17 protein-coding genes and 1 tRNA gene are annotated in these 17199 nt (G+C 26.1%); 6 read left to right on the top strand and 12 right to left on the bottom strand.

From position 1 onward, the window contains the following. Positions 1-96 precede the first annotated feature (96 nt). The 3 genes from purB (at position 97) to TCEL_RS04645 (ending at position 3652) form a co-directional block, all read left to right on the top strand. Positions 97-1533, top strand: a complete 1437-nt coding sequence (gene purB, locus TCEL_RS04635; protein WP_018661629.1) for an adenylosuccinate lyase — start codon at positions 97-99, stop codon at positions 1531-1533. Positions 1534-1660: 127 nt separating this feature from the next. After that, positions 1661-2449 (top strand): pyrroline-5-carboxylate reductase, encoded by a 789-nt coding sequence (gene proC / locus TCEL_RS04640; RefSeq protein WP_018661631.1) that lies wholly within the window; start codon positions 1661-1663, stop codon positions 2447-2449. Between the two features lie 204 nt (positions 2450-2653). Continuing rightward, the gene (locus TCEL_RS04645; protein WP_018661635.1) at positions 2654-3652 is read left to right on the top strand and encodes a tyrosine recombinase XerC; all 999 of its coding nucleotides are present in this window, start codon (positions 2654-2656) and stop codon (positions 3650-3652) included. 2 nt (positions 3653-3654) lie between these two features. Here the strand turns inward: TCEL_RS04645 and TCEL_RS04650 are convergent, their stop codons facing one another. Both TCEL_RS04650 and yneA read right to left on the bottom strand, forming a co-directional pair. Further along, complete coding sequence (locus TCEL_RS04650) at positions 3655-3930, bottom strand: hypothetical protein (protein WP_051150544.1); 276 nt, start codon at positions 3928-3930, stop codon at positions 3655-3657. A gap of 67 nt (positions 3931-3997) precedes the next feature. Then, positions 3998-4267: a cell division suppressor protein YneA gene (yneA, locus tag TCEL_RS04655; RefSeq protein ID WP_018661639.1), complete on the bottom strand. Its 270-nt coding sequence runs from the start codon at positions 4265-4267 to the stop codon at positions 3998-4000. 144 nt (positions 4268-4411) lie between these two features. Between yneA and lexA the strand changes: the two genes are divergently transcribed. After that, entirely contained in the window at positions 4412-5050 is a 639-nt protein-coding gene (lexA, locus tag TCEL_RS04660; RefSeq protein ID WP_018661642.1) for a transcriptional repressor LexA, read from the top strand. 27 nt (positions 5051-5077) lie between these two features. Here lexA and TCEL_RS04665 read toward each other — a convergent pair whose 3' ends face one another. The 6 genes from TCEL_RS04665 to miaB form a co-directional block, all read right to left on the bottom strand. Then, entirely contained in the window at positions 5078-6343 is a 1266-nt protein-coding gene (locus TCEL_RS04665; protein ID WP_018661644.1) for a methionine gamma-lyase family protein, read from the bottom strand. A gap of 128 nt (positions 6344-6471) precedes the next feature. Continuing rightward, the gene (gene hfq, locus TCEL_RS04670; protein WP_018661646.1) at positions 6472-6726 is read right to left on the bottom strand and encodes an RNA chaperone Hfq; all 255 of its coding nucleotides are present in this window, start codon (positions 6724-6726) and stop codon (positions 6472-6474) included. Positions 6727-6765: 39 nt separating this feature from the next. Next, positions 6766-7713: a tRNA (adenosine(37)-N6)-dimethylallyltransferase MiaA gene (gene miaA / locus TCEL_RS04675; protein ID WP_018661648.1), complete on the bottom strand. Its 948-nt coding sequence runs from the start codon at positions 7711-7713 to the stop codon at positions 6766-6768. Between the two features lie 8 nt (positions 7714-7721). Then, positions 7722-9632, bottom strand: a complete 1911-nt coding sequence (gene mutL, locus TCEL_RS04680; RefSeq protein WP_018661650.1) for a DNA mismatch repair endonuclease MutL — start codon at positions 9630-9632, stop codon at positions 7722-7724. A 4-nt stretch (positions 9633-9636) separates the two neighbouring features. Continuing rightward, on the bottom strand, positions 9637-12240 hold the full coding sequence (gene mutS / locus TCEL_RS04685) for a DNA mismatch repair protein MutS (protein ID WP_018661652.1): 2604 nt from the start codon (positions 12238-12240) through the stop codon (positions 9637-9639). Between the two features lie 51 nt (positions 12241-12291). Continuing rightward, positions 12292-13626, bottom strand: a complete 1335-nt coding sequence (gene miaB / locus TCEL_RS04690; protein WP_018661654.1) for a tRNA (N6-isopentenyl adenosine(37)-C2)-methylthiotransferase MiaB — start codon at positions 13624-13626, stop codon at positions 12292-12294. Positions 13627-13757: 131 nt separating this feature from the next. Between miaB and TCEL_RS13450 the strand changes: the two genes are divergently transcribed. After that, positions 13758-13904, top strand: coding sequence for a hypothetical protein (locus TCEL_RS13450; RefSeq protein WP_018661656.1), 147 nt, complete (start codon positions 13758-13760; stop codon positions 13902-13904). Positions 13905-13973: 69 nt separating this feature from the next. Here the strand turns inward: TCEL_RS13450 and TCEL_RS04695 are convergent, their stop codons facing one another. The 3 genes from TCEL_RS04695 to TCEL_RS04705 all read right to left on the bottom strand — a co-directional run bounded on the left by TCEL_RS04695 (position 13974) and on the right by TCEL_RS04705 (position 16471). Further along, positions 13974-14804 carry a GNAT family N-acetyltransferase gene (locus tag TCEL_RS04695; RefSeq protein WP_018661658.1) on the bottom strand — a complete coding sequence of 277 codons (831 nt, stop codon included), beginning with the start codon at positions 14802-14804 and terminating at the stop codon, positions 13974-13976. Positions 14805-14812: 8 nt separating this feature from the next. Next, on the bottom strand, positions 14813-15334 hold the full coding sequence (locus TCEL_RS04700) for a MerR family transcriptional regulator (RefSeq protein ID WP_018661660.1): 522 nt from the start codon (positions 15332-15334) through the stop codon (positions 14813-14815). A gap of 117 nt (positions 15335-15451) precedes the next feature. After that, positions 15452-16471: a CotS family spore coat protein gene (locus TCEL_RS04705; protein ID WP_018661662.1), complete on the bottom strand. Its 1020-nt coding sequence runs from the start codon at positions 16469-16471 to the stop codon at positions 15452-15454. A gap of 124 nt (positions 16472-16595) precedes the next feature. On the opposite strand from TCEL_RS04705, the gene TCEL_RS04710 reads away from it, so the two are divergent. After that, a tRNA-Ile gene (locus TCEL_RS04710) sits at positions 16596-16672 on the top strand. Positions 16673-16880: 208 nt separating this feature from the next. On the opposite strand, the gene TCEL_RS13810 is transcribed toward TCEL_RS04710, so the two are convergent. Beyond that, on the bottom strand, positions 16881-17199 hold a 319-nt coding region (locus TCEL_RS13810; RefSeq protein WP_198010644.1), incomplete at its 5' end, for a transposase.

Genomic DNA, 17199 nt, shown 5'->3' on the forward strand with positions numbered 1-17199 from the left:
AATCTCCTACTTTTTATATTGTAAAAGTTGTGTTATAATAAAACTACGAAATAAAATCATTTAAATAAAAAGAATTTACGTTAGGAGGCGAATGAATTGACTGATAGAGAATTATATATTAGTCCATTAACAAAAAGATATGCAAGTAGAGAAATGTCATATTTATTTTCAGATGATAAAAAGTTTAAAACATGGAGAAAACTATGGATAGCACTTGCTGAGTCGGAAAAAGAATTGGGGTTAAATATTACTGATGAACAAATTGATGAGCTTAAGAAATATGCTGAAGATATTAATTATGAGGTGGCTGAGAACAAAGAGAGAGAAACAAGGCATGATGTTATGTCTCATGTATATGCTTATGGAATGCAATGTCCTACAGCAAAACCTATAATTCATTTAGGAGCAACAAGTTGTTATGTTGGTGACAATACAGATGTTATTATAATGAAAGAGGCCTTAGAACTAATTAAAGCTAAACTATTAGTATGTATTAAAAATTTAAGAGAGTTTGCTTTAAAATATAAAGGTTTGCCAACATTATCATATACTCATTTACAGCCAGCTCAGTTAACGACTGTAGGTAAAAGAGCATGTTTGTGGATACAAGATTTAATTATGGATTTTGAACAACTAGAATATTGTATTGAAAATTTAAAACTTTTGGGAGTAAAGGGTACTACTGGTACACAGGCAAGTTTTTTAAAATTATTTAATGGAGACCATAATAAGGTAAAGAAATTAGATGAAATGATTTGTGAAAAAATGGGATTTAAAGATAAATATTTTAAAGTTACTGGGCAAACTTATCCTAGAAAACAAGATTCTATAGTATTAAACGTATTATCTAATATTGCTCAAAGTGCTTATAAATTTAGTAACGATTTAAGAATTCTTCAAAGCTTTAAAGAAATAGAGGAACCTTTTGAAAAAAATCAAATTGGTTCTTCGGCTATGCCATATAAAAGAAACCCTATGAGATCTGAAAGAATTTCAGCATTGGCTAGATATGTAATTGTTAATTCCACAAACGCAGATATAACAGCATCAACCCAATGGTTTGAAAGAACATTAGATGATTCAGCTAATAGAAGAATAGTGATTGCAGAATCTTTTTTAGCTGTTGATGGCATATTAAATTTATACATAAATATAAGCTCTAATATGGTTGTTAATGATAAGGTAATTTTAAGAAGAGTTAGAGATGAATTGCCTTTTATGGCAACAGAAAATATCTTGATGGAATGTGTAAAACGAGGCGGAGATAGGCAAGAATTACATGAAAGGATAAGAGTTCATTCTATGGAAGCAGCTAAAAATGTAAAACAATTAGGAGGAAATAATGATTTGTTAGATAGGATAATGAATGATCCGATGTTTGGATTAAATAAAGAAGATATTAGTGATATAATGGATGAAAGTAAATATATCGGGCGATCACTAGAACAAGTAGAAGAATTTATTAGTGGTGTTGTTGATCCGTTACTAGATAAATATTCTATTGAAAATATTGATGTAGATATTTTTGTATAAGCGACTTATTGGTCGCTTATTTTTATTGTTAAAAAACAGTTTTATAATTTGAACCTTTGATTTTTTAATGATATTTTATTATAATAAACTTAATAGCTTGTACTTTATTGTATTTAGGGGGTATAATATGATAGGTTTCATTGGTTTTGGTAATATGGCAAATGCAATAGTTAATGGTTTGATTAATAACAATGTTATTGCAGCGAATGATATATATATTTTTGATATTGATAATGAAAAATGTTATAATGCAAAACAAAAATTTGGAATAAACATATGTAGGGATTATGATGAAGTTTTTAAGAATGCAAAGTACATAATTTTGGCTATAAAGCCAAATGTTTATAAAGATATTTATGGAATTATTAAAAGTAATTATTGTGATGATAAGGTATTAATATCATTGGCAGCAGGAATAACAATAGATGAAATTGTGAAAAACACTGGTTGGAACAAGATTGTAAGGTTAATGCCTAATGTACCAGCACTAATAAATTCTGGTGTAATTGCAGCAACAATTGTAAAATTAGATAATGAAGAACGAGAGTTTGTAACAAAAATGTTATCAAGTATAGGAAGAGTTTTTATAACAAGTGAAGAAAATATAAATAAATTTTCTGCTTTAAGTGGAAGTGGCCCTGCATTTGTTGCTATGTTTATTGAAGCTTTAGTTGATGCAGCTATATATTTAGGTATGCCTTATAAAGAGGCATTAGATATTGTTTTAGAAACGATAATAGGTACATCTGAACTGTTAAAACAAAAAAATATTTCAACGAGCGAATTAAAATATATGGTATGTTCTCCAGGTGGAACTACTATAGAAGGTATACGAACTATGGAAGAAAAAGGTTTTAAGACTGCAGTTATAGAAACGATAATTAATACATATAAAAAGAATTTAAATATAAGGTGATTATATGTTTAGGTTTATAATATTTTTGGTGTTTTTATTTATTTTTTTAATAATACAAAAAGAGTTGTTTATATCAATAGGAAATAAAAGAAAAATAAAAAGCAATAGAAAAAACAAATAATTTTGCTTTTTATTTTTCCCTTTATATAATTTCGCTAAATACTAATTTAGCGAAATACAATATAAAAAAGAGGGGGGTCTAATGTGAATTTTTCGCAAATTTATGATAAGAATTGTCCAATATTATTAAATGATTTTTTAGCATATATGATCAATGTAAAAGCAAAATCAATTAATACTGTTTTAGGCTATAAAGTTGATTTAAAATTATTTTTAAAATATATTAAGTATATAAAGCAAGGGATTTATAATAATGATATTAATATAGATGAAATTGAAATTAATGATATTAATATTGATTTTATAAAAAATATAACACTATATGATATCTACTCTTTTGTAAATTACGTAACTGTTGAAAGACAAAATTCAAGTTATGCTAGAGCAAGAAAAATAGCGGCAATAAGGTCGTTTTTCAATTATTTAGAAAAGAAAGTTAAACTAATAAACGATAATCCTGCTAAAGATTTGGAAAGTCCTAAAATATCAAAAAGGCATCCAGTCTATTTAACGTTAGAACAAAGCAAAAAATTGATTGAAGCAATAGACGGTAAACATAAAGAACGAGATTATGCAATAATTATGTTATTTTTAAATTGTGGTTTAAGATTATCTGAGTTGGTTGGTATAGATATAGATAGAATTAAGGGTGATACATTAACAGTTATAGGAAAAGGTAATAAAGAAAGGACTGTTTATCTTAATAATGCTTGTATAGATGCTATTAATAGATATTTAGAAGTTAGACCTAAAGATGCGGTAGATGAAAAAGCTTTGTTTTTGAGTGAAAGGAAAAAGAGGATAAACAAAAGAACAGTAGAGATAATAGTTAAAAAATATATTAAAAAAGCTGGCCTATATGACGAAAAATATACACCCCACAAATTAAGGCATACTGCAGCCACTCTAATGTATAAATATGGTAATGTTGATATAAGGGCATTGCAACAAATATTAGGCCATGAAAGTGTGTCAACAACACAAATTTATACACATATTGATGATGATAAGCTTAGAAAAGCCGTAAATGCAAATCCATTATCAAGTGTGATGTTTACAAAACAAGAGGAAAGTGAAGAATAAATTTATTCTTCACTTTCCTCTACTTCGCTTAAATATATACTATCTTTAAATAAAATTTCATCATCTTCTTGTATTAGAGTTTCTTCTTCGTATATGTAATCATCGTATTCATCTTCATTAATTATTCCATCAATTGAAATTTCTTTGTAATCATATTTATCTATGTTAAGGCACTTCATACAATTGTCGCATATTTTATTGTGGTCTAGATCGCATATGTTACATTCATTACAATTTGTACAATTTTTTTGATTGTCAATTATACATTTTTTTATCATAAAGTCTTTTGCTCCTTTTCTAATTTTTTATTCTATCGCTCACCATATTATTTTTATATATTTAGTATTAATTGTCAATAGGAACCTTTAATATTTGTCCTGGTTGTATTATAGAATTATTTATATTATTAATTTTTTTTATTTCATAAACAGTTTTTCTTATATCTTTGCTTTTAGGTGTATATTTCATAGATATATTCCATAATGTGTCGCCTTTTTGCACTACAACCTCAGTGTAATTAACTATATTATTATCTGTATTCATTATTTTAAATAAAGAAACAAAAATTAAAATAAAGCTAAATAATGTTAAAATTAAATGTTTCCTTTTGATCATTTTGCACACCTCCGAACAAATGTTCTAAATCTATTATAAACAAAACATATGTTCGGTGTCAATATGATATCGAACATTCGTTTGAATATTTTTTGTATTAATGGTATAATTAAATAAAGATAATATTTAAGGGGTGTAGAATAAATGTTAATAAACGAATTAACAGACAAGCAACAGATGATTTTAGAATTTATTAAGCAAGAATTGGCTACAAAAGGTTATCCCCCTTCAGTTAGAGAAATAGGATTAGCTGTTGGATTAAAATCAACTTCAACAGTTCATGCGCATTTAGAAAAATTAGAAAAGAAAGGATATATTAGAAGGGATCCAACTAAGCCAAGAGCAATTGAAATATTAGATAATAATTCATACACATATAATAATTATAATAATATAGATATTGATATTTTAAAGGCTCCTATTGTTGGTAATGTATCAGCTGGTAACCCTATTTTAGCATTTGAAGATATTCAGGATTATTTTCCTTTACCATTAAGCTATTTCAATGCTAATAACGAGGTCTTCTTGTTAAAAATCGAAGGGGAAAGTATGATTGAAGCAGGTATATTAGATGGTGATTATGTTGTAGTTGAAAAACGCTCAATTGCTAATAATGGAGATATAGTTGTTGCTTTAATCGATGATTCAGCTACCGTAAAAAGATTTTATAGAGAAGATAATTTTATAAGATTACAACCTGAAAACAGCTCAATGGAACCAATAATTGTAAAAGATTGCAAAATAATTGGAAAAGTTATTGGAGTTATAAGAAGATATAAATAAAGGCCAACTTTTAAAGTTGGCCTTTATTTATAAAATGTTTGATAATGCTTTCATTATACCTATTTTAGCATGTTCATAAGTTAATCCACCTTGTACATAAGCAATATAAGGAGGTCTAATTGGGGCATCAGCACTAAGTTCAATTGATGAACCTTGTATAAATGCACCTGCAGCCATTATAACTGGATCAGAATAACCTGGCATATCCCAAGGTTCGCATTCAACAAATGAATCGACTGGTGAACCTTTTTGTATACCCTTACAAAATTTAATTAGTAGTTCTTTGTTATTAAATTTTATTGCTTGTATTATATCGCTTCTTTTATCGTTATATTTTGGTGATACTTCAAATCCTGCAAGTTCCATTATTTTAGAGCAAAATATTGCACCCTTCAAAGCTTCGATTGTAATATGAGGGGCCAAAAATAAACCTTGTAATATTTGTCTAATAACACCAAATGTTGAACCACAATCTTTACCTAATCCTGGTGCTGTCAATCTATATGAAACTAGCTCGATTAAGTCTTTTTTGCCGACTATATACCCGCCAGTTGGTGCTATACCTCCCCCTATGTTCTTAATTAAGGATCCTGCAATAAGATCAGCACCTACATCTGTAGGCTCTTTTATATCTAAAAATTCACCATAGCAGTTATCTACAAAAATTATTATATTACTGTTTACAGATTTTATTTTATTTATTGCTAATTCAATATCTTCAATTGTTAATGAAGGTCTCCAGCTATATCCTGTTGAACGTTGAATAGTTATAACTTTTATTGAACTATTATTTTTTATTTCATTGATTACACTATCGATATCAATTTTATATTCTTTATTTAACTCAATTTGCTTATAATTTACTCCAAACTCTTTTAATGACCCCATTCCACTACCCTTAAGCCCAATTACTTTTAATAATGTATCATAAGGGGTTCCAGTTATAGATAGCAATGTATCACCAGGTCGCAAAACTGCTTGTAGTGCTGCAGCTATAGCATGTGTACCTGAAACTATATGAGGTCTTACTATAGCATCCTCGGCATTAAAAATTCTAGCATAAATTTTATCTACCACATTGCGACCAATGTCGCCATAACCATATCCTGTACTAAATGTAAAGTGAGCATCACTAAGTTTTTCTTGCTGCATAGCATTTAATACCTTAAGTTGATTATACATTTTTATATAATCAAGATCTTTAAAAACAGGAGATATCATTTCTTCTGCTTTTTCAGCAAGTTTTATTACTTCTTTTTTAATACCATTTTCTATGTATAAATTATCTAACATTTATACTTTCCTCCTTTCAATCAAACATAGATATTCTAACACTAAATAAATAAAATTTCAAATAAACAACATAAAATATATTATGTAAACATAAATAAAATCAAAATAACAAAGCTTAAAAAGCTTTGTTATTTTGATGATGTATTATTTTGTTCTTCTTGTTGGTTGTATAGAACTGGTTTTGCAGGAGTTACTGTTGTTACTGAGTGTTTGTAAACTAAAATTTGTTTTCCTTCTGATTCAAGTATAATTGTAAAACTATCGAAACCTTTTACTAATCCTTTTAATTGGAATCCATTAACTAAATGAATTGATACAGGAGTTTTTCCTTTTCTTGCGTTATTTAAAAATACATCTTGCAAATTATTAATACTTTTTCCCATAGTATCATCCTCCAAAATAATATTGATAATTTAATAATTCTATTTTAATTTTAATTTTCCTTCTATATATCCTAATATATTTGATAGTATCTCTTCAAGAGATTTATTATAAACATCTACCCAATAAATTCTCTTATCCTTTCTAAACCATGTTAATTGGCGTTTTGCATAGCGTCGAGTATTTTGTTTTATTAATTCAATTGTATCTTCTAATGATAACTTTCCTTCGAGAAAATCAAAAACTTCTTTATATCCTATAGCTTGCATTGACTGTAAGTTTTTATTATAACCCATTTTAATAAGTGTTTTAACTTCTTCTAGTAGTCCCTTTTTAAACATTAAATCAACTCTTTTATTTATTCTATCATATAAAACATCTCTTGGCATATCAAGTGCTATATATGCGAAGTTATAATCAGGCTCGTTAAATTTTGTTTCAGCTTGATATTCAGATATTTTTTTTCCAGTGTTTTTGTAAACTTCAAGTGCGCGTATAACTCTTTTTACGTTGTTTGGGTGAATGTTTTTAGCAGCTTCTATATCTATTTCTTTAAGCATATCATGTAAATAATTAGGACCATATTTTTGAGCTAAATTTGTTAAGTATTCTCTATATTCTTTATCAGGTGGGCTCTCAGTAAAGTTTAAACTATAAGTTAATGAATTTATATATAAACCTGTTCCACCAACAATAATTGGTACTTTACCTTTATTTATTATTTCATTTATTGCATAGTCAGCATATTTTCTAAAAAGTGCTACACTAAATTCTTCATCAGGGTTAACTATATCAATTAAATGATGTTTAATCCCTTCCATTTCTTCTAATGATGGTTTAGCGGTACCTATATCCATGTATCTATATATTTGCATAGAGTCGGCCGAAACTACTTCACCATTTAATACTTTTGCTAACTCTATTCCTATTTTAGTTTTACCTGATGCTGTAGGCCCAGCAATTATTATTATATTAGGCTTATTTTTCATTATATCACCTACATAATTCTTTTGAATTTTTTCTCAATGTCAATATAATCAAATTTAATCATTGTTGGTCTTCCATGAGGACATGTATAAGGATTTTTACATTTATCAAGTTCTTTAATTAAATTTTCAATTTCTTTAAAATTAAGTTTATCTCCTGCTTTTATTGCATTTTTACAAGCCATTGTATATATAAGTTTATCAATAGAGTTTGATTTTATGTCAAGATCATTTTCGATGTTTTGCAGTATTTCTTCAAGAAGCTGTTTGTAGTTTTTATAAGTATAATTATTTGGTACAGATCTTAATGATATTGAGTTTCCGCCAAAATCTTCAAATTCGAATCCTAATTTATATAGGAGTTCTTTATGTTGGAATAGCTTTTCTTTAGTACTTAAAGAGAATTCTAGGATAATAGGTGTTAATAATATTTGTTTTAGTATTTTTCCATTTGTAAATTCATTTAAATATTTTTCATATAAAATCCTTTCATGAGCTGCATGTTGATCTATTAGATAAAAACCATCTGATGTTTCTGTGATAATATAAGTAAAATGTATTTGCCCTACAATAGTCATTATAGGTAAATTATTTGGTATAACATTTGTTTCTTCTAATAAATAAGTATCATTATAGTTAATTTTTTGTGTGTTTTCTTGATCTACATATTGTTTTTTTAATATATTTTTATCATCTAAATGAATTTTAGTTTGTTCAATTTCACTTTCTCTGTTTAAATTATTTAGTAAAGAATTTTCTTCAAAATATGCGACATTATAATTATTGTCAATATTCTCATAAAATATACTATTGTTTTCTTCAGTTGTAGATTTATAGTAAAATTGTTCAAATGATAATTCTTTTTTTGTGTCTTCATTATCATTTATATTTTTTATTATTTGATAATTATCTAGTTTAAAAGATGGTATATAGTCTTTATTGATAATACATTCTTTTATGCATGTATAAACCTCTTTAAATACCTTTTGTTCATCAGAAAATTTTATTTCTGCTTTTGTTGGATGAACGTTAACGTCTATTAGTTCTGGATTTATAAACAAATTTATAATAAAAAAAGGAAATTTGTTTATGCTTAACATTGATTTATAAGCATTTTCTATTGCTGCAGTTATAGTTTTATTTTTTATATATCTACCATTAACAAAAATAGATTGATAATTTCTATTGTTTTTTTCAATTTTGCTATTACCTATGAATCCTTTTAACGTTATTGTTTCCTTTGAACAATTTACTTCTATTAAATTCTCATAAATATTTTTACCATATATAACGTATATAACATTTTTTAAGTTTCCATCACCTTTTGTCACAAATACAAGCTTTTTATTAGTTATATATTTGAATGAAATTTGAGGATTTGATAGTGCTAAGTTTTCAACTATTTCAGTAATATATGACTGTTCTCTAGAGGGTGATTTTAAAAACTTTAATCTTGCTGGAACATTATAAAAAATGTCTCTTACTGTTATTGAAGTTCCTGTAGTTGCTCCAGAATAACTTTTATTTTTTATTGTTCCATTTTCTATATTTACTTTAACACCATATTCTACATCTTTTGTTTTTGTTGTTAATTCAACTTTTGAAATTGCTGCAATACTAGCTAGAGCTTCACCTCTAAAGCCTAGTGAAGTTATTTTAAATAAATCTTGTTCATTTTTTATTTTACTGGTTGCATGACGCATAAAAGCTTTTTCAATATCATCCTCGTGTATACCTTTTCCATTATCGGAAACTTTAATATATGTTATTCCACCATTTTCAATTTCTATAGTTATTTCAGTTGCTCCAGCATCTATTGAGTTTTCAACTAATTCTTTTACTATTGAGGAAGGTCTTTCTATAACTTCTCCTGCTGCTATTTTATTTATTAAATCATTACTTAAAACATTAATTTCACCCATTTAATCAGCTCCTAATTTTTTTAACTCTATTGACTAAGGAATATACATAATTAAACGCTTGCATAGGAGTCATATTAAGAATATCTAAGTTGCTTATTTCATTTATAATTTCATTTTCTTTGTAGTTAAATAAATTTATTTCATTATTATAATCTATAGCTACTTCTCTTATTGAATTATCAATTTTTATATTTTTAGTTGCCTTTTTAGATTTAAGTTCTGATTCTTTATTTCCTTCAAGAGATTGTAAGATCTCTTTGGCTTTTTCTATTACTTCAGATGGCAGGCCAGCTAATTTAGCAACTTCAATTCCATAGCTTTGGTCTACCTTACCCCTTTTGATCTTGTGTAGAAATATTATTGAATCATTAAATTCCTTTACTTCTATTGAATAGTTTTTAATACAATGATATGTGTTTTCTAGTTCTGTTAACTCATGATAATGTGTGGCAAACAGTGTTTTAGCCTTTATCTTATTTGCTATATATTCTACAACAGACCAAGCTATACTAAGTCCGTCAAAAGTACTAGTTCCTCTACCTACTTCATCAAATATTAGTAAACTCTTCTCGGTAGCATTTTTTAATATATAAGAAACTTCGCTCATTTCTACCATAAAAGTACTTTTTCCTGAAGATATATCATCTGATGCCCCTATTCTTGTAAATATCTTATCTACTATTGAAATATTAGCATCTTTTGCAGGTACAAAACACCCTATTTGTGCCATTAAACATATTAAAGCTACTTGTCTCATAAAAGTTGACTTTCCAGCCATATTAGGTCCAGTAATTAATAAAATTAAATTTTCACTATTATCTAGATAGCAATCATTTGGAACAAATGATTCTTCAATCATCTTTTCTATTACTGGATGTCTACCCTCTTTTATATCTATTATACCATTTTGGTTTATTTTTGGTTTGCAATAATTGTTTTCTAATGATACTTTAGCAAATGACTGTAAAGTATCTAGAATGGATAGCTGTTTTGCCACTTTTTGTATTCTATACACTTCATCTGCAACTTTTTTTCTTATTTCAACAAACAATTCATATTCTAATTTTAATAAGTTATCTTCTGCATTTAAAATTGTATTTTCTATTTCTTTTAATTCAGGCGTTATAAATCTTTCTGCATTTGCAAGTGTTTGTTTTCTTATATATCTATCTTCAGGTATATTAGAAAGATTTGCCTTTGTAACTTCTATATAATAACCAAATACTTTGTTATAACCTACTTTTAACGATTTAATACCAGTTAATTCTTTTTCCTTTTGTTCTAAATTAGCTATCCAATTTTTACCTTCTATAGAGGCAACCCTATATTTATCAACCTCAGAATTAAAACCCTTTTTAATTATATTACCATCTTTAATGCTAACTGGAGGATTATCGTCAATAGATTTATCTATTAAATCATAGATATCATCAAGAGTATCAAAACTATTATAGATATCACTTAATAATTTACTATTAAAATTAGACAAAATATCTTTAATATGAGGTAATTCATAAATTGAGTTTTTTAGTGAAATTAAATCTCTTGCATTAGCTGAACCATAGACTATTTTAGAAATTAATCTTTCCATATCATATATTTTTTTTAAAGATTCTCTTAAATTATCTAGTTGATATATATTATTTATTAATTCTTCTACAGCTTCAAGTCTGTTTTCTATTTCATATTTATTAATTAAAGGAGCTTCTATCCATCGTCTTAGATTTCTAGCTCCCATAGAAGTTTGTGTTTTATCAAGGACCCAAAATAGAGAACCTTTTTTTGATTTGTTTATTATTGTTTCAGTTAGTTCAAGATTTCTTCTTGTATTAGAATCTATAATCATGTAATTATCTATGTTATATCTTATTAAATTATTAATATTACCTAATGAAGTTTTTTGAGTTTCCATTAAATATTTGAATAATGTTGCTGCTGAAGAAATTTCTATATCATTTAATTTAATTGTATCGTTACCAAAGTGAGTGTTAAATTCATTAGAAATATCTTCATCAACAAACTCTATTAAAGTGTTAAATTTCTCCTTTAATTTATTTAATAACATATTTGCATTATCATTTTTTATAATAAGTATTTCTGAAGGGTTATATTTAGAGAGTTCATCAATTAGTGTATAAAAATTACTGTTTGTAGAAGTAACATAAAAGTCCCCTGTTGAAACATCACAGATCGATAAGCTAAAACCTGTTGATAAGTAATTTACACAACTAATATAATTGTTTCTATCATCTTCTAATAGATTGCCCTCCATCAATGTACCAGGGGTTATTATTTTTACAATTTCCCTTCGTACAATACCTTTAGCTTCACTAGGATCTTCAACCTGTTCACAAATAGCAACTTTATATCCTTTTTCGATCAATTTTGATATATATGTTTCTGAAGAATGAAAGGGTACACCACACATTGGGGCACGTTCCTCAAGTCCGCAATCTCTACCCGTTAATGTTAAGTCTAGTTCCTTTGAAACAATTTTAGCATCTTCAAAAAACATTTCATAAAAATCGCCTAGTCTGAAAAATAAAATGCAATCCTTACAGTTTTGCTTTATTTGAAGATATTGCTGCATCATTGGAGTTAAACCCAAAATACATACCTCCTTAAAAAATATGGCATATAGCCAAAGACTAATATGCCATTATCTAATTATTTCTTGTAATTCTCCAATAAGTATAAAATTCCTTGGTTCAGTAATTTTTACTTTTGCTAGTTTACCAATCAAATCCATATTGTCCGAACTAAAATGTACTAATTTTCCTGTTCTAGTTCTTCCTGTTAATTTTGTCTCATCTGTTTTACTTACTTCTTCAATCAATACTTCAACTACTTTATCTTTGTAAGTTGCGTTCTTCTCTTCTATTATTCTATTTACAACTTCTATAAGTCTATTAAATCTTTCATGTTTTATATCTTCTGGTACTTGATCTTCATATTCAGCAGCTGGAGTACCTTTTCTTTTTGAATAAATAAATGTAAAGGCAGAATCATATCTTACCTTTTCAACTAAGTCTAGTGTTTCTAAAAAGTCTTCTTCTGTTTCACCAGGGAAACCAACTATTATATCAGTAGTTATGGCAACATCAGGTATATGCTTTCTAATTAGATTCACTAAATCAAGGTACTGTTCTTTTGTATATTTTCTATTCATTTTGTTAAGTATTCTTGTACTTCCAGATTGTACAGGAAGATGTATATGTTCGCATAGTTTATCACATTCTTTAATTGCTAAAATTACATCCTCAGTTAAATCTTTAGGGTGTGATGTAGTAAATCTAATTCTTTCTATACCGTCAATTTTATTTACCATTCTTAGTAGTTTTGCAAAACTCATATTTTCTAAATCTTTGCCATATGAATTTACATTTTGACCAAGAAGAGTAATTTCTTTATAACCTTTTTTAGCCAAATCCTTTATTTCATTTATAATATCCTCTGGTTTTCTACTTCTTTCTCTGCCTCTTGTATAAGGAACTATACAATAAGTGCAAAAATTATTACATCCATGCATTATTGTTACAAATGCTTTTATATCACTTTTTCTTTCTATAGGTAGACCTTCAACTATTTCTCCCTCTTGTTCCCATACTTCTATAACTGTAGAATTTGCTTGTTTTACATTATTGATAAGTTCTGGAAGCCTATGTATATTATGTGTTCCAAATATCATGTCAACATAAGGATATTTTTTCTTTATTTCTTCTGGCATACCCTTTTGCTGCATCATACATCCACAAATACCTATTATTAAATCAGGTTTTTGCATTTTTAAAGTTTTTAAATGTCCAAGATTACCGAACACTTTAAGTTCAGCATTTTCTCTTACAGCACATGTATTAAATATTATTATATCAGCTTCCTCGCGTCTTGTAGCTGATTCATATCCCATAGATTTTAAAATTCCAGCCATTTTTTCTGAGTCTTCTTCGTTCATTTGACATCCCCATGTCTCTATTAAATATTTCTTTGCTACCATTTACATCAACCTTCCTCTATTAATGATAATAGTTAACAGTTATATATTATACTACAAAATTCGATAAATTAACATATAAACATTAATAAATTGATTAAATTTATGAAAAAATAATCTTAGAGGTGATATAAATGTATAATGCCAAAGATTCAGATGAAATAAAAGGTAAAATACCTTTTATGGTAGAAGACAGAAAATACTTTAAACATGAAACAGTTCATAATAATGGAGTCGGATATTATTCTAATGTACACAATAATATTTTTAAAAAATATTAATAGTGAAATTAATTATATTAGAGTATAAAATTATAAAAGCATATAGAGAAACATAACTCTCTATATGCTTTATAGTTTTAATTCTATATTATTACAAACTTCAATAAAACCTAATTTTTTATATAAATTTATAGCAGGTATATTATCATTATCTACGTTTAGATATAATGTTTTTATTTGCTTTTTTAAAATTATGTTGTCAATTATTTTGCATAGGAATATATATCCAAAACCCATGTGTCTATATTCTTCTATTATACCGAAATTGACCAAATAGTATTTTTTATTATCCATAATAATCTGTCCATATCCTATGGGTTTTTCATCAAAGTATAGGATGTAACAATAGTCTTTTAAAAAACATGAATTATTCATTTCCCTAAATATATAGTTTTTGTCAATTGGCAATCTTTTTTTTGAGTTGGTATTAAATATTGAATTTTGTAACCATATTCTCGTATCTATATAATTTTGTATATCAACATTTATCAATCTTAAATCTGGAAAATATTTATATTTTAAATTATCTAAAAAAGGTTCAATATTATTTAAATCTAGTTTCATTGTTTTAAAGTTATTATATTTTTCTAATAATGATTTATCAATATTCTCAATTAATTTTGTATTTATATATTTTATTTTTATATGTAATTTAGAGGATATATTTACCTCTTTTTTTAAAACACTGATAATTTCATGCAGATTTAGTATAGTGTTAAAAGCATAAACATAAAAATAATTTTTTATTTTAATAACTTTAATGTTTTCATCTATTTGAAAAAGTTTAGATTTTGTTAGAAAATGAAATATGGGTAAATTAAATGTTTTTTTTATTTCATAAAAGCTTTTAAAGTCAATTCTCTTTAAAATACCAAACAATCTTATTTTTTTTAATTTCATTTTGCCACCTATTTTCTAAATAATCTACTTAAAAAGCCTTTTTTTGATTGTTTTTCATATTTTAACTTCTCCTTTAATTCTATAATTTCATAACACTTCTGTTTTAATTCCATTTTTAGTTTCATATTTTCGCTAATTAGTATATCTCGTTCCTTGCTAAAAACATTTTTGTCTAACTCTTCTAGTTTTTGATTTATTTCATTTAGTTTTTCTTCAATTATTTTTATTTTATTATCTTCATCCTGAATTTTATTATATTGATCTTGTATAATAGAAGTTTCTAATGTTGTTATTGCTACTTCTTCGTTATTTAATATTTTTTTTATTTGACCGTTTGTATATCCCTTTTCTTGTAAACTTTTTATGTAATTAAGGGTATTTATGTCTTCTTCTGTAAATATTCGCCTCCCTTTTTCGTCGCGTTGAATATTTAAATTAAATTCTTTTTCATAATATCTTATTACTGAATCCTTATATCCAGTTATTTGGCAAGCTTCTTTAAAAGAATATAATTGTTTCTTATCCCCCATAGTATCACCTCATTTATTTTATTCTTCATTTGTAGATCAAATCCTTTTAATAATAGCTACAAAAATTATTTTAATTTGCGACAACAAAATAATATATTATTTGACATTAATAGCAATTTAGCTTAAATAATGCTGTTCATATTCATTAATAAAGTTATTTATTTTATTATAGGAATCTTTTATTTTATTAATTCTTCTAATGTAATATATTTCTGTAAGTAATTTATTTTTATCAAATTTTTTATTTCCTAATTTCCAAAATTTATGAGGGTAAATTATAATTGATAAAAGTAATTTAAAATCTATATTAGAAATTTTTGAAGAATTTAAATATTCATCAATTAATATTTTTGCTTTGTTAAAATCCCAACTATAAGATTTTCTATACATTAGCCTTTGGATAAACTTACCAAGGTCATATTCATTGCATTCATAAATTATTTTATCGAAATCAATAAGATAAAGTTCTCCTGTATTTGTAGAAATTATGTTTTGATAGTAAAAACTATTATGGCATATACTTCTTTCATGTATAGCTTTTTTATTGAGTATAAGGTAATTTGAATTTGTTATCAAATTTAAAGCTTTATCTAATAAATATAATTGATTATTTACTTCATTTAAAAATAAATTTTCAAAATAAGTTTTGATCTTTCTATTTTCAATAATATCTCTATATCTAATTATATCACTTCTTATATTATTAAAATCATTTATTAGTTTATATTCATTATAATTTATGTGTTTTGAATTAAAGCCTTTTGATTTATTATGAAATTTGAAAAGCAAATTTATTGATTTTTTTGCTACTTCAATATCGTCTATATTACACTCACTACCATCAATCCATCTAGTAACATAATACAGTTTATGTTTACTAAATTTAAAATAATATTCACCTTTATTGTTCTTTATTATTTCTGTACAATTATCAAATCCATTATTTTTTAAATAGTGAATAAAATTTGGAAGCCATTTAAATCTATCGTATCTATGATTAACCTCTTTTAAACAAAAATATTCATCTTGTGTAGATTTTATTTTATATACAGATCTTCTTTTTTCTATACTTTGTATTTGTATGTTATATAGATATAGTAGGTTATCATTAATTGATTTATCAAACATTTTTTTCATATTGACTCCTTGATTATATTATTTATTACATTTATATTCATATCTTTACAAAAATTATAATTAAAATTCTTTAAATTATTACTTGACATATTTAATGATTATATTTATAATTATAAATGTAAACGGGCCTTTAGCTCAGCTGGCTAGAGCAACCGGCTCATAACCGGTCGGTCCGGGGTTCGAGTCCCTGAAGGCCCACCAATAAAAAGAGAGAGTAATGATACTCTCTCTTTTTATTTTAGGTTCTTTGTCAATAGTTGGGGCGGGTATTTATTTAGAATGCCTGTCCTTTCTTATTTGAGAGGAATTTTAGAAAGATAAATTGGTTTTGAGGGAGTTTGCCTAAAAGTTTGCATGACAAAAAGACCAACGGTAGTTGGGTTCTTTTAAATATAATATTTTATAAAATTTAGTTACAACAATGAAGTATTCTATTTCTAAACCTATCAAAATTTTTAAAGCCGAAGGCATTTCTTTTAATAACTTTAATCTTGTTATTAAATCCTTCTATACAAGCATTTGTGTAAGGAATATCAAAAGAATTAACTATTCCATCGAAATATCTAATATAAGTATCAGCACATTTTTTGAATTCTTTAAGACCACTATTTTGAGCAAGTTTTATCCATTCCTTTAATAAAGTACGAGCTTCCTTAGAAGAAGATGCAGTTTCAGTAATTTTTAATAACTTTTCTTTTAATGCATGAGCAATAGCTAAATCGCTATAT

The sequence above is a fragment of the Thermobrachium celere DSM 8682 genome (assembly GCF_000430995.1).
Classification (GTDB): Bacteria; Bacillota; Clostridia; order Clostridiales; family Caloramatoraceae; genus Thermobrachium; species Thermobrachium celere.